Source organism: Pseudomonas sp. 09C 129 (genome assembly GCF_002843625.1).
Taxonomy (GTDB): domain Bacteria; phylum Pseudomonadota; class Gammaproteobacteria; order Pseudomonadales; family Pseudomonadaceae; genus Aquipseudomonas; species Aquipseudomonas chlororaphis.
This window is the reverse complement of record NZ_CP025261.1, coordinates 2,915,468-2,939,425: the sequence shown is the minus strand read 5'-3', so window position 1 is coordinate 2,939,425 and position 23,958 is coordinate 2,915,468. Positions and strand designations below refer to the sequence as shown.

General features: G+C 63.5%; 20 protein-coding genes. 6 read left to right on the top strand and 14 right to left on the bottom strand.

Annotation, left to right across the window (positions count from 1 at the left end):
• Positions 1 to 33: 33 nt before the first annotated feature.
• Complete coding sequence (locus CXQ81_RS13360; RefSeq protein ID WP_101337445.1) at positions 34 to 1,131, bottom strand: DUF1615 domain-containing protein; 1,098 nt, start codon at positions 1,129 to 1,131, stop codon at positions 34 to 36.
• Positions 1,132 to 1,317: 186 nt separating this feature from the next.
• On the opposite strand from CXQ81_RS13360, the gene CXQ81_RS13355 reads away from it, so the two are divergent.
• The 3 genes from CXQ81_RS13355 to CXQ81_RS13345 are packed head-to-tail and all read left to right on the top strand — an operon-like array spanning position 1,318 to position 3,907.
• Positions 1,318 to 1,686, top strand: coding sequence for a VOC family protein (locus CXQ81_RS13355; protein ID WP_101337444.1), 369 nt, complete (start codon positions 1,318 to 1,320; stop codon positions 1,684 to 1,686).
• Positions 1,687 to 1,719: 33 nt separating this feature from the next.
• Complete coding sequence (locus tag CXQ81_RS13350; RefSeq protein WP_101337443.1) at positions 1,720 to 2,334, top strand: LysE family translocator; 615 nt, start codon at positions 1,720 to 1,722, stop codon at positions 2,332 to 2,334.
• A gap of 52 nt (positions 2,335 to 2,386) precedes the next feature.
• A complete protein-coding gene (locus CXQ81_RS13345) occupies positions 2,387 to 3,907 on the top strand; it encodes an FAD-dependent oxidoreductase (RefSeq protein WP_087088298.1) in 1,521 nt (506 codons plus the stop codon).
• Positions 3,908 to 4,062: 155 nt separating this feature from the next.
• On the opposite strand, the gene hemB is transcribed toward CXQ81_RS13345, so the two are convergent.
• Positions 4,063 to 5,037, bottom strand: a complete 975-nt coding sequence (hemB, locus tag CXQ81_RS13340) for a porphobilinogen synthase (protein WP_101337442.1) — start codon at positions 5,035 to 5,037, stop codon at positions 4,063 to 4,065.
• Positions 5,038 to 5,536: 499 nt separating this feature from the next.
• Between hemB and CXQ81_RS13335 the strand changes: the two genes are divergently transcribed.
• Positions 5,537 to 6,079, top strand: a complete 543-nt coding sequence (locus CXQ81_RS13335; protein ID WP_007932635.1) for an Hsp20/alpha crystallin family protein — start codon at positions 5,537 to 5,539, stop codon at positions 6,077 to 6,079.
• Positions 6,080 to 6,302: 223 nt separating this feature from the next.
• On the opposite strand, the gene CXQ81_RS13330 is transcribed toward CXQ81_RS13335, so the two are convergent.
• Positions 6,303 to 7,211 (bottom strand): LysR family transcriptional regulator, encoded by a 909-nt coding sequence (locus CXQ81_RS13330; RefSeq protein WP_101337441.1) that lies wholly within the window; start codon positions 7,209 to 7,211, stop codon positions 6,303 to 6,305.
• A gap of 127 nt (positions 7,212 to 7,338) precedes the next feature.
• Between CXQ81_RS13330 and CXQ81_RS13325 the strand changes: the two genes are divergently transcribed.
• Positions 7,339 to 8,091: an SDR family oxidoreductase gene (locus tag CXQ81_RS13325; RefSeq protein WP_101339410.1), complete on the top strand. Its 753-nt coding sequence runs from the start codon at positions 7,339 to 7,341 to the stop codon at positions 8,089 to 8,091.
• A gap of 554 nt (positions 8,092 to 8,645) precedes the next feature.
• Here the strand turns inward: CXQ81_RS13325 and CXQ81_RS13315 are convergent.
• From CXQ81_RS13315 to CXQ81_RS13275, 9 genes are all read right to left on the bottom strand, one after another.
• Entirely contained in the window at positions 8,646 to 9,050 is a 405-nt protein-coding gene (locus tag CXQ81_RS13315; RefSeq protein ID WP_101337440.1) for a DUF1801 domain-containing protein, read from the bottom strand.
• Between the two features lie 299 nt (positions 9,051 to 9,349).
• Positions 9,350 to 10,585: a saccharopine dehydrogenase family protein gene (locus CXQ81_RS13310; protein ID WP_062822877.1), complete on the bottom strand. Its 1,236-nt coding sequence runs from the start codon at positions 10,583 to 10,585 to the stop codon at positions 9,350 to 9,352.
• Between the two features lie 26 nt (positions 10,586 to 10,611).
• Positions 10,612 to 11,709 (bottom strand): carboxynorspermidine decarboxylase, encoded by a 1,098-nt coding sequence (gene nspC / locus CXQ81_RS13305; protein ID WP_101339409.1) that lies wholly within the window; start codon positions 11,707 to 11,709, stop codon positions 10,612 to 10,614.
• Positions 11,710 to 11,958: 249 nt separating this feature from the next.
• Positions 11,959 to 13,374, bottom strand: coding sequence for a sensor domain-containing diguanylate cyclase (locus CXQ81_RS13300; RefSeq protein ID WP_101337439.1), 1,416 nt, complete (start codon positions 13,372 to 13,374; stop codon positions 11,959 to 11,961).
• Positions 13,375 to 13,660: 286 nt separating this feature from the next.
• Positions 13,661 to 15,169, bottom strand: coding sequence for a tripartite tricarboxylate transporter permease (locus tag CXQ81_RS13295; protein ID WP_101337438.1), 1,509 nt, complete (start codon positions 15,167 to 15,169; stop codon positions 13,661 to 13,663).
• A gap of 24 nt (positions 15,170 to 15,193) precedes the next feature.
• Positions 15,194 to 15,688 (bottom strand): tripartite tricarboxylate transporter TctB family protein, encoded by a 495-nt coding sequence (locus CXQ81_RS13290; protein WP_101337437.1) that lies wholly within the window; start codon positions 15,686 to 15,688, stop codon positions 15,194 to 15,196.
• A 1-nt stretch (position 15,689) separates the two neighbouring features.
• The gene (locus CXQ81_RS13285) at positions 15,690 to 16,661 is read right to left on the bottom strand and encodes a tripartite tricarboxylate transporter substrate binding protein (protein WP_101337436.1); all 972 of its coding nucleotides are present in this window, start codon (positions 16,659 to 16,661) and stop codon (positions 15,690 to 15,692) included.
• A 255-nt stretch (positions 16,662 to 16,916) separates the two neighbouring features.
• Complete coding sequence (locus CXQ81_RS13280) at positions 16,917 to 17,852, bottom strand: Ppx/GppA family phosphatase (RefSeq protein ID WP_101337435.1); 936 nt, start codon at positions 17,850 to 17,852, stop codon at positions 16,917 to 16,919.
• Between the two features lie 338 nt (positions 17,853 to 18,190).
• Positions 18,191 to 20,692: an alpha/beta hydrolase fold domain-containing protein gene (locus CXQ81_RS13275; protein WP_101337434.1), complete on the bottom strand. Its 2,502-nt coding sequence runs from the start codon at positions 20,690 to 20,692 to the stop codon at positions 18,191 to 18,193.
• A 195-nt stretch (positions 20,693 to 20,887) separates the two neighbouring features.
• Here CXQ81_RS13275 and CXQ81_RS13270 point away from each other — a divergent pair, with 195 nt between their 5' ends.
• A complete protein-coding gene (locus CXQ81_RS13270) occupies positions 20,888 to 21,919 on the top strand; it encodes an AraC family transcriptional regulator (RefSeq protein ID WP_101337433.1) in 1,032 nt (343 codons plus the stop codon).
• A gap of 39 nt (positions 21,920 to 21,958) precedes the next feature.
• On the opposite strand, the gene CXQ81_RS13265 is transcribed toward CXQ81_RS13270, so the two are convergent.
• Together CXQ81_RS13265 and CXQ81_RS13260 are read right to left on the bottom strand one after the other, a co-directional pair.
• Positions 21,959 to 22,801: a PhzF family phenazine biosynthesis protein gene (locus tag CXQ81_RS13265; RefSeq protein WP_101337432.1), complete on the bottom strand. Its 843-nt coding sequence runs from the start codon at positions 22,799 to 22,801 to the stop codon at positions 21,959 to 21,961.
• 208 nt (positions 22,802 to 23,009) lie between these two features.
• Positions 23,010 to 23,714, bottom strand: a complete 705-nt coding sequence (locus CXQ81_RS13260) for a glutathione S-transferase family protein (protein ID WP_009043146.1) — start codon at positions 23,712 to 23,714, stop codon at positions 23,010 to 23,012.
• Positions 23,715 to 23,958 lie beyond the last annotated feature (244 nt).

The following is a 23,958-nucleotide window of genomic DNA, read 5'->3' as shown; positions in this document are numbered from 1 at the left end:
GCGTCGGGATTCCCCGATCGATCGCTATCACCCTCACCTCGCCATGCACCGCTGATACCGCTCGTCCACCCGTTTGGCGAACCAGGCGGTGGTCAGTTTGCGGGTGATCTTCGGGCTCTTCAGCTGGATACCCGGCAGGATCTGCCGCGGCAAAGCCTTGCCCTGGGCCTGATCGGCCAAGGCGAATACCCGCTTGTACAGCGTGGTGTCCTCGAATTCGAGGCTGTTGCCCTTCTCCAGCTGGTTGCGAATGGTCGGGTTGCGCATATCCAGGGATTTGCCCAGGGCGCGCACCGCCAGCTCGGTGCTGCCGGGCATGATCGAGTCGTAGCGGATCAGGTCGCCGTCCAGCGCCAGGGAAATCCCCGAGGCCACGCTCAGGGCGTTCTGGAACGCGGCATTGCGGCTGGAGTACCAGCCGGCGTTGAAATCGGCGAAGCGGTACAGCGGCTGCGGGTAATTCACCGGGTAACCGAGCAAGTGGGCGATGCCGAAATACATGCCGCCACGCCGGCTGAACACCTCGCGGCGGATCGAGCCGTCCACGCTATAGGGGTAATTGCGCGCCTGCTGCTCGGCGAAGTCGATGCTGACCTGCATCGGCCCGCCGGTGTGCACCGGGTTGAAACCGCCGAACAAGGTCTTGCCCATGGGCACGCTGCCGATGAAGTCGTCGAAGATCGTGCTCAGTTCCTTCTCCGTGCGCGCCCCGGCCAGGCGCTCGCTGTAGGACTTGCCGTTCGGCGAGCGCACCTGTAACGCCGCGCTGACCAGCATCGACGGCACATGCACCTTGGCCGCGCGGCGGTCGATTTCGCTGCGGGCGATCTTGCCCAGCCCCGGCACCGGCGGGTCGACCTGATAGGTGGACTCCTGCTCGGCCACCGCCAGCACCGCGCAGAGGTTGCTCTTGCTCGGCTCGATGCCCTGGGCGGTAAAGGCCACCTGGATATCCCGGGCCCAGCCCTGGCGATCGGCGACCTTGGCCGGCAGCAGGCGCGCCACCTGGGCCTGGACCTGGGCCGGGCTGGGCGCCGGCGCCTTTGAACCGAACTGACCGGCACAGCCGGCCAGGGCCAGCGAGGCCGCGACAGCGACCCAGCGAAGTGAATGCAGAGGTTTTATAGACATGGCTTCCCAGTAATTCCGAAGGTGGCCCGCGCTTGAAGTGCATGCGTCGCCGCGGATATCGACCCTCAAGGCGCCGCGCTGTTCCGTGCCAGCGACAGGCCATTTGAGCATTCCCCGTGACCGACGGCGAATTTCACCTAATCTGAAACCTCATCGCCCACAGAAAAACAACACAGGGGGCCCATCGTGAGCGTGCAACTCAACCACACCATTGTCTGGTGCCGCGACAAGCAAGGGTCGGCGGATTTTCTCGTGCAGGTGCTCGGCCTACCGCCGCCTGTGCCCTTCGGCCCGATGCTGGTGGTGCAGCTGGATAACGGCGTGTCCCTGGATTACTACGACAACGACCCGCCCATCGCCTCCCAGCACTACGCCTTTCTGGTCGCCGCCGACGACTTCGAACCGATACTGCAACGCATTCGCCAGCGCGGCCTGGCGTTCTGGGCCGACCCGGGCAAGCAGCGACCCAATGAAATCAACCGCCACGAAGGCGGACGCCGGGTGTATTTTGATGACCCCGACGGCCACCTGCTGGAAGTGTTCAGCCAGACCTGAGCGTCCTTTACCTGCCCTGGAGTCCCCTGCGCCATGCTCTCACCGGATTTTCTCATCACCTCGCTGATCGTCGTGCTGATCCCCGGCAGCGGCGTGATCCTGACCATTTCCACGGCGCTGGTGGCCGGCAAGCGCGCCAGCCTGTTCACCGCCATCGGCTGTACCGCCGGGATAGTCCCGCACCTGCTGGCCTCGGTGCTGGGCCTGTCGGCCATCCTGCACACCAGCGCGCTGGCCTTCCAGGGCCTGAAGTTCGCGGGGGTCGCCTACCTGCTGTACCTGGCCTACGCCACCTGGCGCGACCGCTCGGCCTTCGCCGTGGACACCCGCTTGCCCGCCACCAGCGCCAGCGGCCTAGTGCTCAAGGCCTGCCTGCTGAACATCCTCAACCCCAAGCTGACGATTTTCTTCCTGGCCTTCCTGCCGCAGTTCATCAGCCACGACGGCCCCTCGCCGGCCATGCAGATGCTCGGCCTGAGCGGTGTGTTCATGGCGATGACCTTCGCCGTATTCGTGGTCTACGGCCTGCTGGCCAACCTGTTCCGCAAGGCGGTGATCGAATCGCCCCAGGTGCAGAACTGGCTGCGCCGCAGCTTTGCCGCGAGCTTCGCCGCCCTGGGCCTGAACCTGGCGTTCGCCCAGCGCTGAAACCTGGTACACGAAACCGGCATGACATTGATCTCTCGACGAGGGCAAGGACATGAACCGCAGCGACGTACTGATCATTGGCGCCGGCCCCACCGGCCTGGTTCTGGCGCTGTGGCTGAGCCGGCAAGGGGTCAAGGTGCGCATCCTCGACCAGACCGCCGGCCCCGGCACCACCTCCCGGGCCCTGGCGGTGCAGGCCCGGACCCTTGAGCTGTACCGCCAGCTGGACCTGACCCAGGCGATCCTCGACCAGGGTCACCGGGTCCCGGCCGCCAACCTCTGGGTCAAGGGCGAACAGGCCGCCCACCTGCCCCTGAGCAGCATCGGCGCCGACCTGACGCCCTACCCCTTCCTGGAAATCTACCCGCAGGACCAGCACGAACAACTGCTGATCGAGCGTCTGCAGCGTTTCGGCGTGACGGTCGAGCGCCAGACCGAACTGCTGGGCTTCATCGACCACGGCCACCTGGTCAGCGCCCAGCTGCGCGGCCCCGACGGCCAGGAGGAAACCTGCCAGGCCTTCTACCTGGCCGGCTGCGACGGCGCCCATTCGACAGTGCGCAAGACCCTGGGCATCGACTTTCCCGGCGGCACCTATCAGCAGGTGTTTTATGTGGCCGATGTCGACGCCCGCGGGCCGGCGCTCAATGGCGAGTTGCACGCGGACCTCGACGAGGCGGACTTCCTCGCGGTCTTTCCGCTGGCCGGCGAAGGCCGGGCACGGCTGATCGGCACGGTGCGCGACGAACGTGCCGAACAGGCGCAAACCCTCAGGTTCGAGGACGTCAGCCGGCGCGCCATGGACAACCTCAAGGTCCAGGTCGACAAGGTCAACTGGTTCTCCACCTACCGCGTGCATCACCGGGTGGCCGAGCGCTTCTTCAGCGGCCGCGCCTTTCTGCTTGGCGATGCCGCCCATGTGCACAGCCCGGCCGGCGGCCAGGGCATGAACACCGGGATCGGCGACGCCATCAACCTGGCCTGGAAACTCGCCGCGGTGCTCAACGGCAAGGCCGAGGAACACCTGCTGGCGACCTACGAGTTCGAGCGCATCGAATTCGCCCGGCGCCTGGTGGCCACCACCGACCGGGTGTTCAGTTTCGTCACCGCCGACGGGCCGATCGCCAACCTGCTGCGCACCCGCCTGGCGCCGCTGCTGATCCCCAAGGTGACTGCGGTGGAAGCGGCGCGCGAGTTTCTGTTTCGCACGGTGTCGCAGATCACCCTCAACTACCGCGACATGCCCCTGAGCTGCGGCAGCGCCGGCCATGTCCACGGCGGCGATCGCCTGCCCTGGGCCCACGGCGCGGTCACCGACAATTTCGCCAGCCTCGACTACCTGGGGTGGCAGGTGCATGTGTACGGCGTCACCAGCGACGCCCTGCGCGCCTGGTGCGCCGAGCGACAAATGCCGCTGACGGTGTTCGACTGGGAACCGGCGCACCAGGCCGCTGGCCTGGCGCGCAACGGCTTCTACCTGCTGCGGCCGGACACTTACGTGGCGCTGGCGGAGAAATCGGCGGACCCGAAGGTGCTGGAACGGTATTTCGAGGAGCGCAAGATTACGCTGTGAGGGGGGCAGATAAATTCGTCGACGGGATTATGCAGCGCCTGGATTGACGTCATCGCGGGCAAGCCTCGCTCCTACAAAATCGGTAGGAGCGAGGCTTGCCCGCGATAGGGCCCTTGAGGGCGATACATTTACATCTGGAACACCGCTGGAGCGCGTCAGATCCCGGCGAGCGCCAGGTCCATGGCGAAGTAGGTGAAGATCAGGTCGGCGCCGGCACGCTTGATCGAGCCCAGGCTTTCGCGCACCACCCGCGCTTCGTCGATGGCCCCGGCCAGGGCGCCGAACTTGATCATCGCGTACTCGCCGCTGACCTGGTACGCCGTCACCGGCAGGCGCGAGGCTTCGCGGATGTCGCGGATGATGTCCAGGTAAGCGCCGGCCGGCTTGACCATCAGCGAGTCCGCGCCTTCCTGCTCGTCCAGCAAGGACTCGCGCACCGCTTCGCGGCGGTTCATCGGGTTCATCTGGTAGCTCTTGCGGTCGCCCTTCAACGCGCTGCCGCCGGCCTCGCGGAACGGACCGTAGAGCGCCGAGGCGAACTTGGTGGAATAGGCCATGATCGCGGTCTGGCTGAAGCCGGCCTCATCCAGGGCGCGGCGGATGGCCTGGACCTGCCCGTCCATGGCCGCCGACGGCGCGATCACATCGGCACCGGCGCGGGCCGCGGCCACCGCCTGCTTGCCGAGGTTGACCAGGGTCTGGTCGTTGTCCACTTCATGGCCGTGCAGCACGCCGCAGTGGCCGTGGTCGGTGTACTCGCAAAAGCAGGTGTCGGACATCACGATCATTTCCGGCACCGCGTCCTTGGCGATCCGCGACATGCGCGACACCAGGCCGTTGTCGTTCCAGGTGTCGCTGCCGTTGCTGTCCAGGTGGTGCGACACGCCGAAGGTCATCACCGACTTGATCCCGGCGCGGGCGTAACGCTCGATCTCCCCGGCCAGCTTCGATTCCGGAATGCGCATCACCCCCGGCATGCTCTTGATCGGCACGAAATCGTCGATCTCTTCCTCGACGAAAATCGGCAGCACCAGGTCGTTGAGGGTGAACTCGGTTTCCTGGAACAGGCTGCGCATCTGTTCGCAGCGGCGCAGGCGACGGGGACGGGCTTGGGGGAACTGGCTGGACATGGGATTTCCTCAGGGCAGGCCAAGTAAGACGAGGCTGGGTGCGAAAAGACCGCAGCCAAAAAGAGCGAAGCTTATGCCTCAAGCCCCGACCGGCACAAACGCCGCGTCGCCAAAACTGTGTTTGCGCTTTGGTAACAATGCCGTGAAAGCAGGGGGTTACGCCTGTCAGGCAAATGCTCCACGGCGAAACTGTGGCGTCGATTTTCGATCTAAATAAGACACGCAGAGCTGCGCAGGCCGGCCTTGAAGACCAGTGCCTGCGGCACTTGCTCGCCGCGTGTGCAGGACCTTGCGCCCGATAGAAGCAGGCCCGGGCGAATCATCTGCCGGGGACGATATCGAGGATTCCAGTCGAGCTCCCTGGCAGCACATTCGCGCGATGGTTGTCGCGGGCACAAGAACCGGGTTTGCAGGCTGTGAGCCCGGTTGTCGTTCTGTCGTGGCGGGTCGCCACAGGGACGTTCGCGGCCCGCCCCTTGACCCGGGAGGAGAGGCGAAAATGACCAACTCCGTGAAAAAAATGCCGATCCAGACTGAAGACAAGGCCACCCGGCGCTCGAGCATGAGCGACCTGTGGCAACCCCTGGAAAAACTGCGGCAACAGGTCGATCACCTGTTCGATGACTTCAATCGCGGCCCCGGCCTGTCACCCTTCAGCCGCGGGCTGTTCGATGTGGATCCGTTCTGGCGGCGCGAGCTGATCGGCCGCGGCATGCCTGCCGTCGACATCACCGAGAAAGACGAGAGCTTCGAAATCACTGCCGAATTACCCGGCATGGATCAGAAGAATATCGAGATCAAACTCTCTGACGGCAGCCTGATCATCAAGGGTGAAAAGCGCGAGGAAACCCAAGAAAACAGAAAGGGCTACCACCTGAGCGAACGTCATTACGGCTCCTTCGAGCGGGTGTTCAACCTGCCCAAGGGGGTCGATGCCGAAAAGATCGAGGCGAGCTTCAGCAAAGGCGTGCTGAGTATCTCGCTGCCGAAAAAACCCGCCGCCATGACGGCGGACAAGGTCGTGCAGATCAAAGGCGAATGACCCAGGCCAACCAGCCCCTTGCCGGGAAAACGGCAAGGGGCTTTTTTTGTTTGACGATGACTCCAGCCCGGCACTTCGCTGGACTGCGCCTAAGCCAGATACAGCAGGTTTATCAATCACTTAGACGATTTCAACATAGGCCGGTGCTTTCCGAAACCTGACCCGGCTTCCGGTCGCGTGGCGTTAGGCAAGAGCGTGAGAGGTCACGTTTTGTCGTCTTGTCTTATAGAGTCGGCACAGGGGTGCTGCCGTTCAAGGCTGGAATCTTTGAAAACACGTCAGCCATAAAATCCATGAACACGATAGCCCGCGTGGGAAGCAGTCTATTGGCGACATAAACCATCTGCACGGGGACAGGGGGAGCCGCATGGTGGGTGAGAATGACCTGTAATCTCCCGCTGTTCAGCCCGCCCTCAAACAGCCACGCAGGTCCTTGCGCCACACCCAGGCCTGCCGCGACCGCCGCACTCACAGCGTCGGGCGAGTTGACCCTGAGCCTGCCGGCAATCGGAATGTCCGCGTCCCGGAATCGCCAGGTCGCCCCGGACGACAGTAAGGTGTAGATGATGCAATCGTGGTCGCGTAGATCATCCGGGGTCTGCGGAACTCCGCGTTTAGCCAAGTAGTCCTTGCTGGCGACGAAGACCCGGTCGTACCGTCCAAGAGGCCGGGCGCGCAAGGTGCTGTCCTCCAGCTGTCCTATGCGAATGGCGAGTTCGGTGCCTTCATTGACCAGGTCTACGTATCGATCATTGAGTTGGAGATCCAAGATCAATTGAGGGTAGCACTCCAAAAAGGCCGGCACATGCGGCAGCACAAACGCGTGTGCGAGAGCTGTCGGACAGGCTACGCGCAAGAGTCCCGATGGCTCGACGTTGTTCCTGAAGGACGATTCGGATTCATCCACCGCATCCAGGATGCGCCGGATGTCCGCATAGTAGCGTTCGCCCTCCGGCGTCAAGGAGAGCTTGCGCGTTGATCGGTGGAGCAAACGCGTCTGCAAATGATCCTCCAGAGCCGCTACATAGCGGCTTACATTGGGTTGCCCCAGCCCTAGATCGCGTCCTGCCGCCGAAAAGCTCCCAGTTTCTACAGCACGCGCGAAGCATGTCATCAAAAGAAATCGGTCCACTTCTCCACCTCAATTCATGCCTGATTTACATGAATCATATGCGAATAGGCAGTCTTATCCGATACGGGGCATGAGCGCATATTTCTCCATGTCGACCGCGGTGGTCGTCATTCACCGGAGAATTCAAATGTCGCGCTTGCAAGGTAAACGTACGCTCATCACTGGCGGCACCAGTGGCATCGGGCTGGAAACGGCAAAGCAATTCCTGGCGGAGGGTGCTCGCGTAATCGTAACGGGTGTCAACCCCGATTCGATTGCAAAGGCCCAGGCCGAATTGGGCCCGGAAGTGCCGGTGCTGCGCGCCGACTCGGCCAGCGTTGCAGCACAAAAGGAGCTGGCACACGTCATCAAGGAACACTACGGCCAACTCGACGTTGCCTTCCTCAATGCCGGCGTATCCGTCTGGCTGCCCATTGAGGAATGGACGGAAGATATGTTCGACCGCTCTTTCGACATCAACGTCAAAGGGCCGTACTTCCTGATGCAGGCGCTGTTGCCGGTCTTCGCAAATCCTGCTTCCGTCGTGTTGACGACTTCCGTAAGCGCGCATGCAGGCGCAGATCGCTCGTCCGTGTATGCCGCAACGAAGGCCGCATTGCTGAACATGTCGAAGACGCTCTCGACCGAATTGCTGGGCCGTGGCATCCGTGTCAACGCAGTGAGCCCTGGCCCCGTCGAGACTCCGCTTTACGACAAGCTCGGTATTCCGGAAGCTTATCGCGAGCAGCTCAACAAAGAGATCGCGGCAACCATTCCGCTTGGGCGCTTCGGTACCTCCGACGAGGTGGCCAAAGCAGTGCTGTATCTGGCATCCGACGAGTCGCGCTGGACGGTTGGCTCTGAAATCGTCCTTGACGGCGGCCGCCTGCTGAATGGCTAAGCGCGCAGCTCAAGAATTGCGCGAATGCAACATCGCCTGGGCTGGGTCAATCAGGTCCTGAACGCCCGCCTCAGCACTTGGCGACGAACCAGTCCAATCCAGACTGTGCAAACAGCGGTACGCGGGAAACCTCTGCCGCTGTTTCCGCTTGATAAACCATCCACCAGATTTTCGACGGCCTTGCGCGCATTTCGGCTTGGCGTGAGGCGCTTGAGGCGCGCTCCAGCGTAAGGGATGCCGTTGTCGAAGACTATGCCGATCGTTTCCAAACGCATCTGCGCCAACAACGAGCGCTGATCGCTGCCGCTTAGCCGAAGCGATCAATCAACCCAAGCCTTTCGATCAGGAGTCGGGAACATGACGAATCCTTCAAAAAGCGCTCTGCTCATCGTTGAGTATGTCAACGATTGGCTGGCCCCAACGGGTGGACAAACGTGCATGCTTCGAAGGTGCCAAGATCCGACCTAAGTTACTGTTCCGTATAGGTGTATGGTTCAAGTCTGTGTGTGTCGAGGACTTGACACAGGCCCTTTTTTGCCGACCGGCACATCCGCTCAGCGCGTCGTATTGAGCGCCACGGCCGCCAGGATCAGCGCCTTCAAGGCGGCCTCGTCAAGCTTGTCACCCTCATGCAGATCGATCGCCCGCCGGGTATTGCCCTCGAGGCTGGCGTTGAACAGGCCTGCCGGGTCGTCCAGCGCGGCGCCCTTGGCGAAGGTCAGCTTGACGACGCTCTTGTAGGTCTCGCCGGTGCAAAGGATGCCGCCGTGGGACCACACCGGCACCCCGCGCCACTTCCACTCCTCGACCACCTGCGGGTCGGCCTGGCGGATCAGCCCCCGGACCCGGGCCAGCCTCTCGCCGCGCCAGTCGCCCAGCTCTTCGATGCGCCCGTCTATCAGCTGTGAAGCGCAACCGCTCTGCTCTGCCGGCGTGGCGTCGCTGCTCTGTTTCTTCATCCTGGTCATCCTCTGGAGGGGTCGCCCGACTTTGAGTATCGCTGACGGGCCATTTCCCTCCAGGTAACCGACGAGCGTCACACCGGTAGCCCGGTGCCCGGTTTGTTTTTTGGCATGGGGATTTCCGTCGTCAGGCGCCGCACGCCCTCGATGCGGGCTTGCTTCTGGCGTCGCTCGGATACGCTGGCGCCCCTGAGATTGAAGGCAGGAGGCAGTTGTCTTGACAGGAGGGCGTAGCGGGAATCGAGAGCCAGGCACGCCATCCATGCGCACCTGGTTTCTTTACAGCGGGGGGTGAATCAGTTCCACGGACGGTCGCCGTGCTCGTCCTTGACCCGGGTCGGCAGGCCCATCAGGTCCAGCGCCTTGAGGAACGGCTCGGCCGGCAGCTCCTCGACGTTGACCATGCGCTGCACGTCCCACTCGCCACGGGCCACCAGCAAGGCCGCGGCCACCGGCGGTACGCCCGCGGTGTAGGAAATGCCCTGACTGTCGGTTTCGGCAAAGGCTTCTTCGTGGCAGGCCACGTTGTAGATGAACACTTCGCGCGGCTGACCATCCTTGGTGCCCTTGACCAGGTCGCCGATGCAGGTTTTGCCGGTGTAGCCCGGCGCCAGCGAGGCAGGGTCCGGCAGCACGGCCTTGACCACTTTCAGCGGCACCACTTCCAGGCCTTCGGCGGTCTTGACCGGTTGCTCGGAGAGCAGGCCGAGGTTCTTGAGCACGGTGAACACGTTGATGTAGTGCTCGCCGAAGCTCATCCAGAAACGCACGTTGGGCACGTCGAGGTTCTTCGACAGCGAGTGCACTTCATCGTGACCGGTCAGGTACAGGTTCTGCGAACCGACCACCGGCAGGTCGTCGGTACGCTTGACTTCGAACATGGTGTTGCTGGTCCACTGGCTGTCCTGCCAGCTCCACACCTGCCCGGTGAATTCGCGGAAATTGATTTCCGGATCGAAATTGGTGGCGAAATATTTGCCATGGGAACCGGCATTGACGTCGAGAATGTCGATCGAATCAATGCGGTCGAAATACTGTTGCTTGGCCAGGGCCGCATAGGCGTTGACCACGCCCGGATCGAAGCCCACGCCAAGAATGGCGGTGACGTTCTTCTGCTGGCATTCCTCGAGGTGTTTCCACTCGTAGTTGCCATACCAGGGCGGCGTCTCGCAGATCTTGCCCGGTTCTTCGTGAATGGCGGTGTCCAGGTAGGCCACGCCGGTATCGATGCAGGCACGCAGCACCGACATGTTGAGGAAGGCGGAGCCGACGTTGATGACGATCTGCGATTCGGTCTCGCGGATCAGCGCCTTGGTCGCCTCGATATCCAGCGCATTGAGCGCATAGGCTTTGATTTCAGCGGGCTGTTTGAGGCTGCCCTTGGCCTTGACGCTGTCGATGATGGCCTGGCATTTGGAGATGTTGCGCGACGCGATAGCAATACGACCGAGTTCGTCGTTGTGCTGCGCGCACTTGTGGGCCACCACCTTGGCGACACCTCCTGCACCAATGATAAGAACGTTCTTCTTCAATTTCTTTATCTCTCCTTTCCGCCAGCTTACGAGAGGCTGGACAGGTAGTCTTCGAACCCAAATTCACGAACCACCTCGACACTACCGTCGAGTTGTTTCACTACGATGGACGGCATTTTCAGGCCGTTGAACCAGTTTTTCTTGACCATGGTGTAACCCGCCGCGTCAACGAACGACAGCCGATCGCCGATGGTCAGCGGACGATCGAATTGATACTCGCCGAAGATGTCTCCGGCCAGGCAAGACTTGCCGCACACCATGTAGGTATGTTCGCCCACGCTGGGCGCCAGCTTGGCGTTCAGGCGATAGATCAAAAGATCGAGCATGTGCGCTTCGATGGAGCTGTCGACCACCGCCAGGTGCTTGCCGTTGTAGAGGGTGTCGAGCACGGTGACTTCCAGCGACGCGCTCTGGGTGATCGCCGCTTCGCCCGGCTCCAGGTAGACCTGCACGCCGTACTTCTCGGAGAACGCCTTGAGGCGCGCGCAGAAGGCGTCCAGGTCGTAGCCTTCGCCGGTGAAGTGGATGCCGCCGCCGAGGCTGACCCATTCGACCTTGTGCAGCAGGTGGCCGAAGCGTTCCTCGATGGTGCCCAGCATCTGGTCGAACAGGCCGAAGTCGGCGTTCTCGCAGTTGTTGTGGAACATGAAGCCGGATATCTGCTCGATGACCGCCTCGACCTTCACCGGGTCCCACTCGCCCAGGCGGCTGAACGGACGCGCCGGGTCGGCCAGCAGGTAATCGGAACTGCTCACCTGGGGGTTGACCCGCAGACCGCGGACCTTGCCCGCGGACGCCGCGGCGAAGCGCTGCAGCTGGCCGATGGAGTTGAAGATGATCTTGTCGCAGTTGTCGAGCATCTCTTCGATTTCGTCGTCGGCCCAGGCCACGCTGTAGGCATGGGTCTCGCCGGCGAACTTCTGCCGGCCGAGCTTGAGCTCGTACAGCGACGACGAGGTGGTGCCGTCCATGTACTGCTGCATCAGGTCGAACACCGACCAGGTGGCGAAGCACTTGAGCGCCAGCAGGGCCTTGGCGCCGGACTGTTCGCGCACGTAGGCGATCTTCTCCATGTTGCCGAGCAGTTTCTGTTTGTCGATGAGGTAGTACGGCGTTTTGATCATTTCGAGGCCTCCGGCCAGGCCAGCCAAAAAAAGGATGCGCATTGTGCCTTCACTGAAGGCATATCGAAAGGGCGGACGGTCAGTTCGCTGAGTCAGGGCTTCGTCTCATGCTCGGAGCAAGCCGCCCGCAGGTCCGTTCCGGGCATCGCCGGGTACCCTCCGAGGACTGATGACAAATGCCCCGGTGGCAGGTCCGACCGGTCGAACCGCTTTGTGGCCCAGCTACGCAGACAGCCCGATGATTGGCGGTCATTTGCCGACTTGGGCAACCCTCCCCGGCCCCTCGCTTTGCGCGAACACGTATCTGTTTTTCCCCAGTTTCTTGGCCAGGTACATGGCCTGATCCGCGGCCCGTAACAGCTGATCCGCTTCCACCCCATGGGTCTGGTAGAACGCCGCGCCGAGGCTTGCGGAAACATCGGCCTTCACTCCCGAGATCATCAGCGGCTGGCCGACCACATGAATAATCCGGTCGAGAATCGGGGCCACTTCGTCGATCGATCCAAGGTCATCCAGGACCACAACGAACTCATCGCCGCCCACGCGTGCCAGAAGGTCACATTCCCTCAGACAGGACTGCAGGCGATCGGCGATGATGATCAGCAACTGGTCACCCGCCGCATGCCCCAGGTTATCGTTGACCAACTTGAAGCCATCCAGGTCCAGATAGCAGACCACCACCTTGGCGTTGCGCCCTTGCACTCTTTCGAGAATCGCATCGAGCTTCATGCCCAGCAGCCGTCTATTGGGAAGGTGGGTCAAGGGGTCATACATGGCGATTTCCTGCAGTCTTTTTCGCTGCTGGTCCAAGGTCGCCAGGGAGTAAGCGAGCCAGGCCATCAGCGTGGCCCCCAGCAGCACCAGAAAAGCCTGGAACAGCAGCAGACCGGTATTTCGCCAGTCGGCGATCCTGGAAACCCGAAGCTCCCACTGCGCCTCGTACAGGGTTACCGGAATGCGCGCGGCCGCCGCGCCCAAGGGCGCGGCGGATGCCTGGATCACCTCTTCCTGCCCGGTTTCCGGGTTCACCCCGGAAAACCTGTAGGCATAACCCAGCTTCTCCAGGGACGGTAAATCCGAGTCGGCAAAGGCATCCGGAAACTTCAAGGTCACGACCGTGTACCCCCAGAAGTACTTCCTGCCATTCGGTTCTTGCAGAAATACCGGCAACGTTCCTATCGCACCCTGCGGCCCCTGGATCAAGGTGAACGGCCCGCGGAACCGCAACTCGCCTTCGCGAACGTTCTTGATGACTTCGACCCGATCCTTGCCCTCGAAAAGATCATGGTTCTTGACCAGGATATTCGGAGCGGCCGGCTCTATTTGCCGAATCACGCCCTCCGGCGCCAGCGACAATGCAAAGGCGCCTTTGTACATGGGCAGCATGTAGCGCACCAGCCGGTTGAAATGCGGAACCTTGCCCTCCCCCTGATGAACCATGACCGCCAGGGTATGGGTCGATGACAAAGCGTGCTGTATGACTTTTTCGATCGAACTGGCGTAACTGCTGGCTACTTGAATGGTATGGGCCGAGTCAGCCTCGCGCGCGGCCGAATTCAATTTGACGACAACAAAAGCCCCCGCCAACAAACACAGGACAAACATCGACACCGAGACTTTTATCTTGTCGAAGCCAGAGAAAACCTTGGTTACCACTTCTTGCATCACCGGCACCCTGTTTTATTGCTATTGGTCGTAGGGATCTCGACTGGGGCAAAGGCGCTTGCCGCCCCGTCAGACACAGGAAATCATTCCTTATCCTTTGCTTCGGCCTTGAAGAACCCAAGCCAGGGCTGGGACATTACCGGGAAGTGCAGCCGTTGACCCTGGTAAAGTCCCTAGGTTCCATGCTCCATTTACCTATTCCAGCTCATTGCCGGGCGCCAGGCGCGCCGCACGATGCGGCACGACCTTACCCGGCTCCAGAAGCCTATCGCGGGGCCCGCACCGCTCAATCATCCTCTTGCAATTTGATGCCCCGGGCGTGCAGCAGGTGAGGCACCACCAGCACCAGCAGGGTCAAGCCGAGGAAGGCCGCGGCGATGGGTTGGGTGACGAAGATCGACCAGTCGCCCTGGCTGATGGACAAGGCGTTGCGCAGTTGTTTTTCCGCCATCGGCCCCAGCAGCATGCCGACGATCACCGGCGCGACGGGGAAGTCGAAACGCCGCATCAGCACCCCGCCCCAGCCGATCGCCAGCATCAGCAACAGGTCGAAGGACGAATGGCGCATGCCGTACACGCCGATGGAGGCGAACACCAGGATCCCGGCATTGAGGTACGGCCGCGGGATCTGCAGCAGTTTCACCCAGAGCCCGACCAACGGCAGGTTCAGCACCAGCAGGATGAGGTTGCCGATGTACAGCGAAGCCACCAGGGTCCAGACCAGCTCGCCCGAGGTCTGGAACAGCAGCGGCCCCGGCTGCAGGTTGTAGTTCTGGAACGCCGCCAACAGGATCGCCGCGGTGGCGGAGGTCGGAATGCCCAGGGTCAGCAGCGGCACCAGGGAACCGGTGGCGCTGGCGTTGTTGGCGGCTTCCGGGCCGGCCACCCCTTCGATGGCGCCCGGCCCTTTGCTGGCGGCAAAGTCCTGCGGGTGCTTGCTCAGCTTGCGTTCGGTGGAATAGGACAGGAAGGTCGGGATTTCCGCACCACCGGCCGGGATCGAACCGAACGGAAAGCCGATCAGGGTGCCGCGCAGCCAGGCGGGAATCGAGCGTTTCCAGTCCTCGCGGGTCATCCACAAGGACGTCAGGCGATGCCGGCCGGACGCTTCCTCCTTTTGATACAACAGGCTGTACAAGGCCTCCCCCACGGCAAACAGGCCGACCGCCACCAGCACCACTTCGATGCCATCGACCAGCTCGGGAACGCCCAGGGTGTAGCGGGCAATGCCCGAGGTCGAGTCGAGGCCGATCAGGCCAATGCCCAAGCCCAGCCCCAGGGAAGCGAATCCTCGCAGCATGGACGCGCCGAGCACCGCCGACACCGTGGTGAAGGACAGCACCAGGATCGCGAAATACTCCGCGGGGCCGAACTTCAGCGCCAGCATGGCGACGATGGGGGCGAACAGGGTCAGCAGCACCGTGGCGATGGTCCCGGCGAAAAACGAGCCGATCGCCGCGGTGGCCAGGGCCGGCCCGGCGCGGCCGTTGCGAGCCATGAGATTGCCTTCCAGGGCGGTGACCATGGACGACGACTCGCCCGGGGTATTGAGCAGGATCGAGGTGGTCGAACCACCGAACTGCGCGCCGTAATAGATGCCGGCGAACATGATCAGCGCACCAGTGGGATCGACCTTGGCGGTGATCGGCAACAGCAGGGCCACCGTCAGCGCCGGGCCGATCCCCGGCAACACGCCGATCGCCGTGCCCAGCAGGCAGCCGATAAACCCCCAGAGCAGATTGATCGGCGCCAGCGCCGCGGAGAAACCTGTCGCCAGGCTCAAGAGAATGTCCACCGTGTGACCTCCTTCGGGCCCGGTTCAGATCCAGGCGTTGACCAGGGGTGGCAGGGCCACGCCCAGCCCGGCATTGAACAGCCAGTAGATCGGCAGGGTCAGGGCGATGCCGATAGCCAGGTCACGCAGCGGACGCCGGCTGCCGAACCCCCGGGCCGAGCAGGCAAACAGCAAGCCGGCAGCCAGGACGAAACCGATCAGGTCGATCAGCACGGCCAGCGCCACCAGGCCGGCGGTGACCCAGGCCACGCCCAGCCTGCCACCGGGCAGGGCCTGGGCGGTTTCGTCGTCATGGGCGGCCAGTTCGCGGAAACCGCCGGTACAGGCCTGATAGCTCAGCAACAGGCCCACGGCGCCGAGGAAGGCGGCGACCGCGCTGGGATAGACATGGGCACCGAGGATGACGAAGCCCATCTCGGGCGGAAAGCGCAAGGCGCCGATGACCAGCACCAGGCTGATGGCGATCAGCCCCAGGCCAATCGCCAACTGCGACAGAACGACCCTGCTGCGCCCGGCCATCTCAAAGCAGCCCGACCTTGACCAGCATCGCTCGCAGGCGCAGGTGTTCCTCGTCGACGAACTGGCCGAACTCGTCATCGGTGAGGACGCTCGGCGACCAGGCGTTGGCTTTCACATTGTCCTGCCAGACCTTGCTGTGGGTGGCGGCCAGCACCGCGTCGGTGACTTGCTTGCGCTGCTCGGCGCTGAGGTTGGCCGCGCCATAGACACCGCGCCAGTTGCCGATGATCACGTCGTAGCCCTTCTCTTTGAGGGTCGGCGCATCGATGCCGGGAACGCGCTCCGGAGCGCCGATGGCGAGCAGGCGGAACTGCTTGGACTGCACGTACTTGGCCAGCTCGGCATAACCGCCGGTGATCACCGTGATGTGGCCGCCCAGGGTCGCGGCCACCACTTCGCCGCCGCCGGCGTAGGCGACGTAGTTCACCTTGTTCACCGGCACGTCCATCTTGCTCGCCAGCTCGGCGATGCCGATATGGTCGATGGAACCCTTGGAGCCGCCGCCCCACTTGATGCTGGCCGGGCTGGCCTTGAAGTCCTTGAGCAGGTCGTCGAGGGTCTTGTAGGGCGAATCCTCACGCACCGCCAGCACGTTGTATTCGGTGAACAGCCGGGCGATCGGCGTCACGTCCTTGAGGCTGATCTGCGGCTTGTTCTGCTCCACCGCCGTGACCATGATCGCCCCCACCACCAGCAGCGCATTCGGGTCGCCCTTGGTGCTGTTGGCGAACTGCGCCAGCCCCAGGGTGCCCCCGGCTCCGCCCTTGTTCTCGAAGGTCACGGACTTGGCCGTGCCGGCCTCGAGCAAGGCCTTGCCCAAAACCCGCGCGGTCTGGTCATAACCGCCGCCCACGGAGCCTGGGGCCATGAACTTGACCGTATCCAGGGCAAACGCCGGGGTTGCGAGGGTGAGCGTGGCGAGGCTGGCGGCAAGGGCCATGCCGCGGCTGAATCGACGCAGTGCTGTAAACATCAGGTTTCTCCCGAGACTATTGTTTTTGTTGATACCGGTTGAATGCGCCCAGGGCTGCCGCCCTGTGTGGCCTGCGGTTAAGTGTAGACGGCCGGCGCTTCGTGGCCGCCAGAGCAGCCTAGCTGAACAAAGCCCCCAGGGCCGGGTGCCGCCGCCAAGGGGCCGCCTGGGGAGGCTTGATTGGGAGGGGTTGGCCGGCATGGAGCCCGGCCGGCTGGAGGAAGGCCAGCCGCTTGTGCGGATATGGCCCGGTCATCAGTTATTACATATCAGGCCATGCAGCACGCCGAAGCGCAGCCCCGGTTCGGAAGGCGTCATATGGGTGACGCCAAACACCTTGAACGCCGCCAGCATCACCGCCAGGCCACCGGGCAGGATGCCCAGGCGATGGGATTGCAATCCGGCCAGCCGCAGGCGCTTGACATGCCCGGCCTCCAGCAGGCGCAACGACAGGCGCAACAGCCCGCCGTAGGTGATGCCGTCCTGGCCATAGTCGTTCAGGCCGTTGACCTTGAGCACCTTGGCCAGGAACCGGGCGGTGCCCGAGGAGCCTATGGCCTGCTGCCAGCCGAGCTGGCGATAACGCCGGGCGACTTTCTCGAACTTCAGGCTGGCCAGGTGTTCGGCTTCCTGCAGGGCATGAGCCGAGACCGCGCCTCCCGGAAAGTAGCGCGCGCCGAAGCTCCCGCTGCCAATGGCGATGCTCTCGGTCAGCAAGGGCTGGGCGCCCTGCCCGAGGATCAACTCGGTGGAACCGCCGCCGATGTCCACCACCAGCCGCATGCTTTCGCTGCCCGGCACGGTATGGGCGACGCCGGCATACACCAGCCGCGCCTCCTCATGCCCGGAAATGACATCGATGCGAAACCCCAGGTGGCGCTCCGCGCTGGCCAGGAACAGCGGCGCATTGTCGGCTTCGCGCACGGCGCTGGTGGCCACCGCCCGCACCCGCCCGGCCTCGAAACCGCGCAGCTTCTTGCCAAAGCGCGCCAGTGCCTGCCAGCCCCGGTCCAGCGCCAGCTCGTCCAGGGTGCCCTCCTGAAAACCCTCCGCCAAGCGCACCGGCTCACGCAGGGTCTTCACTTCCTGGATCATGAACCCGTGGCTGCGCCGGACCGGCTGGCCGATCATCAGGCGAAACGCGTTGGACCCAAGATCAATGGCTGCGAACAGAGAGGCGTCGCCTTTCATGGGGGGATTCCTGGCAGGTTCATCGACCGGCAGGCCGCGGCCTGTCGAGCACTCAAGACGGTTTGCGGCGATCTTGCCATGACGTCGATGACGCCAAGATGACAGCCGCCTGCCTTGATCCGCCCGGCAACCCAACTGGCGCCCACCCGCGACGGCCCCTGCCGCAGCCCGATAACGAAAGGCTTTTCGGCGGCAAGGGGACCGTCATCATTGGGTCATTTTCCGTGGCGATACTCGCGTTATCAGCAACGCGTGCTCTCCTTTAACGCTGCCATCTTGGGCGGCTTTTTTTTGCCCGAAAATCCTCGCGACAACCTTGCCGGATCGAGACAGCCTGCCTACCCATCAAGGGCTGCGACATCCACCGCCGCTGCTGCGACCGCGTCGGCACAAGGCTCGCCGCGATCGTCCAGGCGGCGGCGAGCGAACAGGGCCGCTGAACGCAGGGCTTGCCTGGCCGAACGCAAGTAGAACGCCTGCAACTGAAACACATGCCACCTCGCGGCATGCACTTCCAGGCGACAGGCCACGCCGCAGTGCAGCGCGCGCTCGGCCAGGCGTGTGGCGTCCGCCAGCAGCAATTCCTGGTCGCCCACCTGGATCAGCATCGGCGGCAGCCCGCGCAAGTCGGCGCTCAATGGACTGTGCAACGGGCTCTGGGCAGGCGCTGCATAGGCGCGCAGCCCTTGCTCGAGCCAATCGCGCCGCAGCATGGGATCGGCGTACTGGCGGGTAATGAGGGTCGGCCCGCTCAACGTCGTATCCGTCACCGGGGACAACAGCAGCAGGCCCGCGGCAAAGGGCTCGCCCCGCTGTTGCAGCGTCAGCGCCAGGGCCAGGACGAGAGAGCCACCCGCGGAGTCGCCGGCCAGCAGGATCTGCCGCGCCGAATAGCCTTGCGCCCGGATCGCCTGGTAACAGGCCAACGCATCTTCCAGGGCCGCGGGAAACGGCTGTTCCGGCGCCAGCCGATAGTCCGGGACCCAGACGGCCATCCCCGCGTCCCGGGCCAGGCGGCTGGTAACGCTGCGGTGAGTGGCAGGACCGCCCAGGCAGAAGGCACCGCCATGCAGATAAAGCATCACCCCACCCGCCTCGGCATGGCCTGGGGTCAGGATTCGCAGCGGTACGCCCGAGACCTGCGCCCGTGCCTGGGTCACGCCAGCGCAGCCCGGCATCAACCAGGACAGGCCGTTGACGATACGCCGCTGGGTGGCAATGCTTCGCGGCGGACCGATCAGCGCCCGGAAGCTCACCCGCAAGAGTTGGCGCAACACGCCGGCACTGAGGATTTCGAGGCCATCGCGGGGCTCGGCAATCACCCGCCCGTAGACCTGCCCCGACTCGCTGGCCAACGCCCTGGAAAAACCATAGGCGCGCAATGCCGAATAACGGGTCAGCCAGCGATAGGACAAGGTGAAGCCCGGCCAGTTGGTGCTGTTGTTGCCCGCTGCATCGACATACCAGCTCTTGCAAGCGCTCCACACGGAACCGGCCAGGCGACGCTGTATCCGTTGATGAAAACGCTGCTCAGCCCGGTCATCGACCTCGACGGTGGTGGCCGCAGCCTTCTGCATCGCGCGCCAGCAGCGCATGACATGGGATATCTGGCTTTCCAGCATGTAGACGATCGAGTTGTGCCCCAGGTTGGTATTGGGGCCATACAACATGAAGAAGTTGGGAAAGCCCGGCACCGCCAGCCCCAGATACGCGCGTGCGCCCTGCTCCCAGGCATGCTGCAGCTCCACCCCGCCGCGCCCGACGATCGTCATCGGTGCAAGGAACTGCGTCGCCGCGAACCCCGTGCCGTAGATGATCGCATCGACCTGGTGGTGCTTGCCGTCCAGCGTCTCGATGCCCTGCTCGGTGATGCGCCCGATCCCCTCGGTGATCAACTGCACATTGGGCCGGGCCAGGGTCTTGAGGTAATCGCTGGACAGCAGGATGCGCTTGCAGCCGATGGGGTAATCCGGGATCAGTTGCCGGCGCAGTTGCGGGTCACTGACCGACTGGTTCAACAAGCGGCGAAACGGCAGGCCGACCGCCCACTTCATCAGCCCCTTGAGGCGGGTAAAACCCAGGGCCCTGGATTCGTAGCGCAGATAAATGGCGGCGCGATGCAGCGCCATGCGCCACGGCCTCCTGGCGAACAGCTGCTTTTCTTCGTCGCTGTAGGCGCGATCGGGCCGGGGCAAGATGTAGGCCGGCGAGCGCTGGAATACCTTGAGCTGCGCCACCGGGTCGGCGATGGCCGGCACGAACTGGATCGCCGAAGCGCCCGTCCCTATCACCGCCACCCGTTTCCCCGCCAACGAGTAGCCGTGATCCCAGCTTGCGCAATGGAACACACGCCCCTTGAACGCCTGCATGCCTTCGAACGTCGGCAGCGCCGGCCGGCTGAGCTGGCCAGTGGCGCTGATCAGCAAGGCGGCGCGATGCTCCCGCCCACTGACTTCGGTGATGCACCACTGCGCGCTGGCCTCGTCGAATCGCGCCGCCCGCACTTCAGCGCCGAAGCGGATGTGCCGCTGCACCTCATACTTGCGTACGCAATGCTGCAGATACCCCTGTATTTCGGCTTGCGGGGCAAACATCCGCGTCCAGCCGGGGTTGGGTTCGAATGAAAACGAATACAGGTGCGACGGCACATCGCAGGCAGCGCCCGGGTAACTGTTGTCCCGCCAGACGCCGCCGACATCCTGCTGTTTTTCCAGAATGATGAAGTCCGTGACGCCGGCCTTGCGCAGCGCGATGGCCATGCCGATGCCGGCAAAACCGCTGCCGATGATCACGGCGGTGAGTGGCGCCGTCGATTGCAGGTCAGGTTCGAGTGGGGGCATGCAGCACCTCTTTTGTTGTTTTTTTCATGGGCAGGCACAGGTCTTCGCATGATCAGGTCCCAAGGCTTCCCGCTAATCCCGATCAGCGTAGCCTGCGCGCCCATGATGCTTGCCCGCCCTCGCCAGTCCCATGACGTAACGGGACAGATACTTTAGTATTCAGGCCAATTCCTTTCCCTGACCCGGGTAGCGAGCATGAACATGCTGGAGTTGTCGCGGGGACCGGCCAGTGCCCTGCTGATGGTGGATTTCGGCCGCGAAAGAGGCTTCTCGCCTGCGCAATTGCTGGCCGGTTCGGGCCTGTCGCTGGCCCGGCTGGCAGATCCCAACTTCGAGCTGTCATGCGCCCAGGAACTGCGCCTGATCCATAACCTGCTCAACCTGTCGGGACACCCGCAGGGGCTGGGCTATCAAGTGGGCGAGCGCTATCACTTCTCGACCTATGGGCTGTTCGGTTATGGCCTGATCAGCAGTGCGACCGCGGGTGACGCCCTGAAGCTGGCCCTGCGCTTCTTGCCGCTGACCTACGCGTTCACCCGGATCGCCTACCATGAGCAACCCCCGCTCGGCATCCTCACGTTCACCGAACCGGCGCTGACGGACGAATCGCTCAGAGACTTTGTGATCGAACGCGACATGGCCGCCGCCGCGGTGCTGCTCAAGGAAATAGCTGGCCGCGAGTTCTCGCTGGCGGGTTTTACCCTGCAAAAGAAACGCCCGGCCGATCAGGCGGCGGCCAGTGCCGGCAATATTCTTGGCGTGCGCCCCGCCTACCTCGCCGACCGCAACAGCCTGGCCTTCGATCGTTCGCTGCTGAGCCGCCCGCTCCCCCAGGCAAACACCGTCACCGTCGCGATGTGCGAGCAGATGTGCGCGCAATTGATGGAGCGCCGCAGCCCCCGCACGGGCACCGCCGAGTTGGTCCGCCAGTACCTGAACATCGCCCCCCTGGGCGTACCGCCAGACCTGCCGGGCATGGCCAGCCTGATCAATCTCAGCGAGCGGACCTTGAAACGACGCCTGCACGAGGAAGGCACCTGTTACCGACACCTGCTGGAGCAGTCGCGCAGCGCCGCGGCCCTGGAGTTGCTCGGCGACCCGACGCTGAAACTGACAGACATCGCCGAAAAACTGGGCTACAGCGACCTGTCGAGTTTCTCCCAGACCTTCAAACGCTGGTACGGCGTATCCCCCAGAAGCTATCGCCACGCGTCCAAGGCCACTTAGGCAACAGACAGGCCGGGCCTGACTGCAAAGCGCCCTCGCCTACAACGTCAGGCTGCCCTCGATACAGGTCACCACCGAGCCGCCGATCCAGATTTCATCGCCGACCTGCTCGACCTGGATGCGCCCGGCCCGGCCCATGCTCAAACCCTGGCTGACCACGTAGGACGCCGGCGCCAACCCAGCGCCCAGCAGCCATTGGGCGATGCCGGCGTTGAGGCTGCCGGTGGCCGGGTCTTCCGGCATGCCGTCGCCGGCGATAAAAGCGCGCACCTCGAACTGCGCCGCGTCGCCATCGCGCTCGGGGTTCCAGGGGGCGATCACTCCGACCGCAAGGCCCTTGAGCCGCGCATAGTCGGGTTGCAGGTCGAGCACCTGGCCGCGCTCGGCCAGCAGCACCGCCAGCCAGCCGGCGCCGTTGTCCACCCATTGCGCGTCGACGATGGCATCGGGCGCCAGCCTCAGGCCCTGGCGCACCTGCTCCAGCAATCCGTCATCGACCGGGCCGGACTTGAGCAACGGCGGCGCGAGAAACGCCAGCTCGGCGCCGTTGCGGCGAATTCGCACCAGGCCGACCGCGCACTCCTGGACGATCTCCTCGCCCTTGGGCACGCCGCCGGCTTCCAGCCAGGCATGGCAGCTGCCGAGGGTCGGATGGCCGGCGAACGGCAGTTCCTGCAGGGTGGTGAAGATCCGCAGGCGATAGTCGGCCCGCGGATCTTGGGGTTCAAGGATAAAGGTGGTTTCGCTGAGGTTGGTCCAGTTGGCGAATGCCGCCATGTGCGCGTCGCTCAACTCATCGGCGCCGAACACCACCGCCAGCGGGTTGCCCTTGAGCGGCTGGTTGCTGAAGACATCCACCTGCTTGAAATCGAATCGGCTCATTGCGGGTCCTTGTCTGAATGAACACGGCCAGGCCTGGAACCGGCCTGACCTGCAAAAAAGCATACCTGTAGCCGCTGGCGAAGCCTGCGATCGATGACGCAGTCATCGCAAAAGGACCCACGCGTTATGCCAGACAGAACGCGTCGTCAGGTTCTACGACGACTGCGTCGCCGAGCGCAGCCTGCGGCAGCGGCTACAGAGAAGGCAGTCAGACGGGCTTGGGGATTTCCAGGCCACGGATCACCGCCGGGCGCGCGAGGAAACGCTCGAGCACGCGCTGCACGTTGGGGAAGTCCTTGAAGCCCACCAGATCGCCCGCTTCATAGAAGCCGATCAGGTTGCGCACCCAGGGGAAGGTGGCGATATCGGCGATGGTGTAGCGCTCGCCCATGATCCAGTCGCGGCCTTGCAGGCGGCCCTCGAGCACGCTCAGCAATCGGCGCGATTCGGCGACGTAGCGGTCGCGCGGACGCTTGTCCTCGTAGTCCTTGCCGGCGAATTTATTGAAGAAGCCCAGCTGGCCGAACATCGGGCCGATGCCGCCCATCTGGAACATCAGCCACTGGATCGTCTCGTAGCGCGCCGCGGATTCCTGGGCCAGCAGTTGCCCGCTCTTGTCCGCCAGGTAGATCAAGATCGCCCCCGACTCGAACAGCGCCAGCGGCTGGTCGCCCGGACCGTGGGGGTCGAGGATCGCCGGGATCTTGTTGTTCGGGTTCAGCGAGAGGAACTCGGGGGACATCTGGTCGTTGGTTTCGAAACTGACGCGATGCGGCTCGTAGGGCAGCCCGATCTCTTCGAGCATGATCGAGACCTTGACGCCGTTGGGGGTCGGCAAGGAATACAGCTGAATCCAGTCGGCGTACTGCGCCGGCCATTTCTGGGTGATGGGGAATGCATGGAGATCGGTCATGACAGGCTTCCAATGACAGTCAGATGAAAGGCCGTGGCCCGGGGCCGGGCGCGACGGCGCTAGATTACAGGCATCGGTCCGCGGCGCGCATTCTTAAATTCGAAACATCCGGTGGTTAAGCTTCCCGGCAGCCAGACGGCGGTGCGGATAAAGTGACGGGCCCACGCTCGCAGCCCCACACCCGGATCGAACCAAAAGGCGTCCTGGGACTCTGAGCACTACCTCCGGGTAGAACACTCGTTCA

Excerpts from the sequence above, each read along its gene's own strand:
- CXQ81_RS13270 (WP_101337433.1), top strand. The coding sequence starts at position 20,888 with ATGAACATGCTGGAGTTGTCGCGGGGACCGGCCAGTGCCCTGCTGATG.
- CXQ81_RS13325 (WP_101339410.1), top strand. The coding sequence starts at position 7,339 with ATGTCGCGCTTGCAAGGTAAACGTACGCTCATCACTGGCGGCACCAGT.
- CXQ81_RS13350 (WP_101337443.1), top strand. The coding sequence starts at position 1,720 with ATGCTCTCACCGGATTTTCTCATCACCTCGCTGATCGTCGTGCTGATC.
- CXQ81_RS13360 (WP_101337445.1), bottom strand. The coding sequence starts at position 1,131 with ATGTCTATAAAACCTCTGCATTCACTTCGCTGGGTCGCTGTCGCGGCC.
- CXQ81_RS13265 (WP_101337432.1), bottom strand. The coding sequence starts at position 22,801 with ATGAGCCGATTCGATTTCAAGCAGGTGGATGTCTTCAGCAACCAGCCG.
- CXQ81_RS13260 (WP_009043146.1), bottom strand. The coding sequence starts at position 23,714 with ATGACCGATCTCCATGCATTCCCCATCACCCAGAAATGGCCGGCGCAG.
- CXQ81_RS13275 (WP_101337434.1), bottom strand. The coding sequence starts at position 20,692 with ATGCCCCCACTCGAACCTGACCTGCAATCGACGGCGCCACTCACCGCC.
- hemB (WP_101337442.1), bottom strand. The coding sequence starts at position 5,037 with ATGTCCAGCCAGTTCCCCCAAGCCCGTCCCCGTCGCCTGCGCCGCTGC.
- CXQ81_RS13285 (WP_101337436.1), bottom strand. The coding sequence starts at position 16,661 with ATGTTTACAGCACTGCGTCGATTCAGCCGCGGCATGGCCCTTGCCGCC.
- CXQ81_RS13335 (WP_007932635.1), top strand. The coding sequence starts at position 5,537 with ATGACCAACTCCGTGAAAAAAATGCCGATCCAGACTGAAGACAAGGCC.
- CXQ81_RS13280 (WP_101337435.1), bottom strand. The coding sequence starts at position 17,852 with ATGAAAGGCGACGCCTCTCTGTTCGCAGCCATTGATCTTGGGTCCAAC.
- CXQ81_RS13345 (WP_087088298.1), top strand. The coding sequence starts at position 2,387 with ATGAACCGCAGCGACGTACTGATCATTGGCGCCGGCCCCACCGGCCTG.
- CXQ81_RS13315 (WP_101337440.1), bottom strand. The coding sequence starts at position 9,050 with ATGAAGAAACAGAGCAGCGACGCCACGCCGGCAGAGCAGAGCGGTTGC.
- nspC (WP_101339409.1), bottom strand. The coding sequence starts at position 11,709 with ATGATCAAAACGCCGTACTACCTCATCGACAAACAGAAACTGCTCGGC.
- CXQ81_RS13290 (WP_101337437.1), bottom strand. The coding sequence starts at position 15,688 with ATGGCCGGGCGCAGCAGGGTCGTTCTGTCGCAGTTGGCGATTGGCCTG.
- CXQ81_RS13300 (WP_101337439.1), bottom strand. The coding sequence starts at position 13,374 with ATGCAAGAAGTGGTAACCAAGGTTTTCTCTGGCTTCGACAAGATAAAA.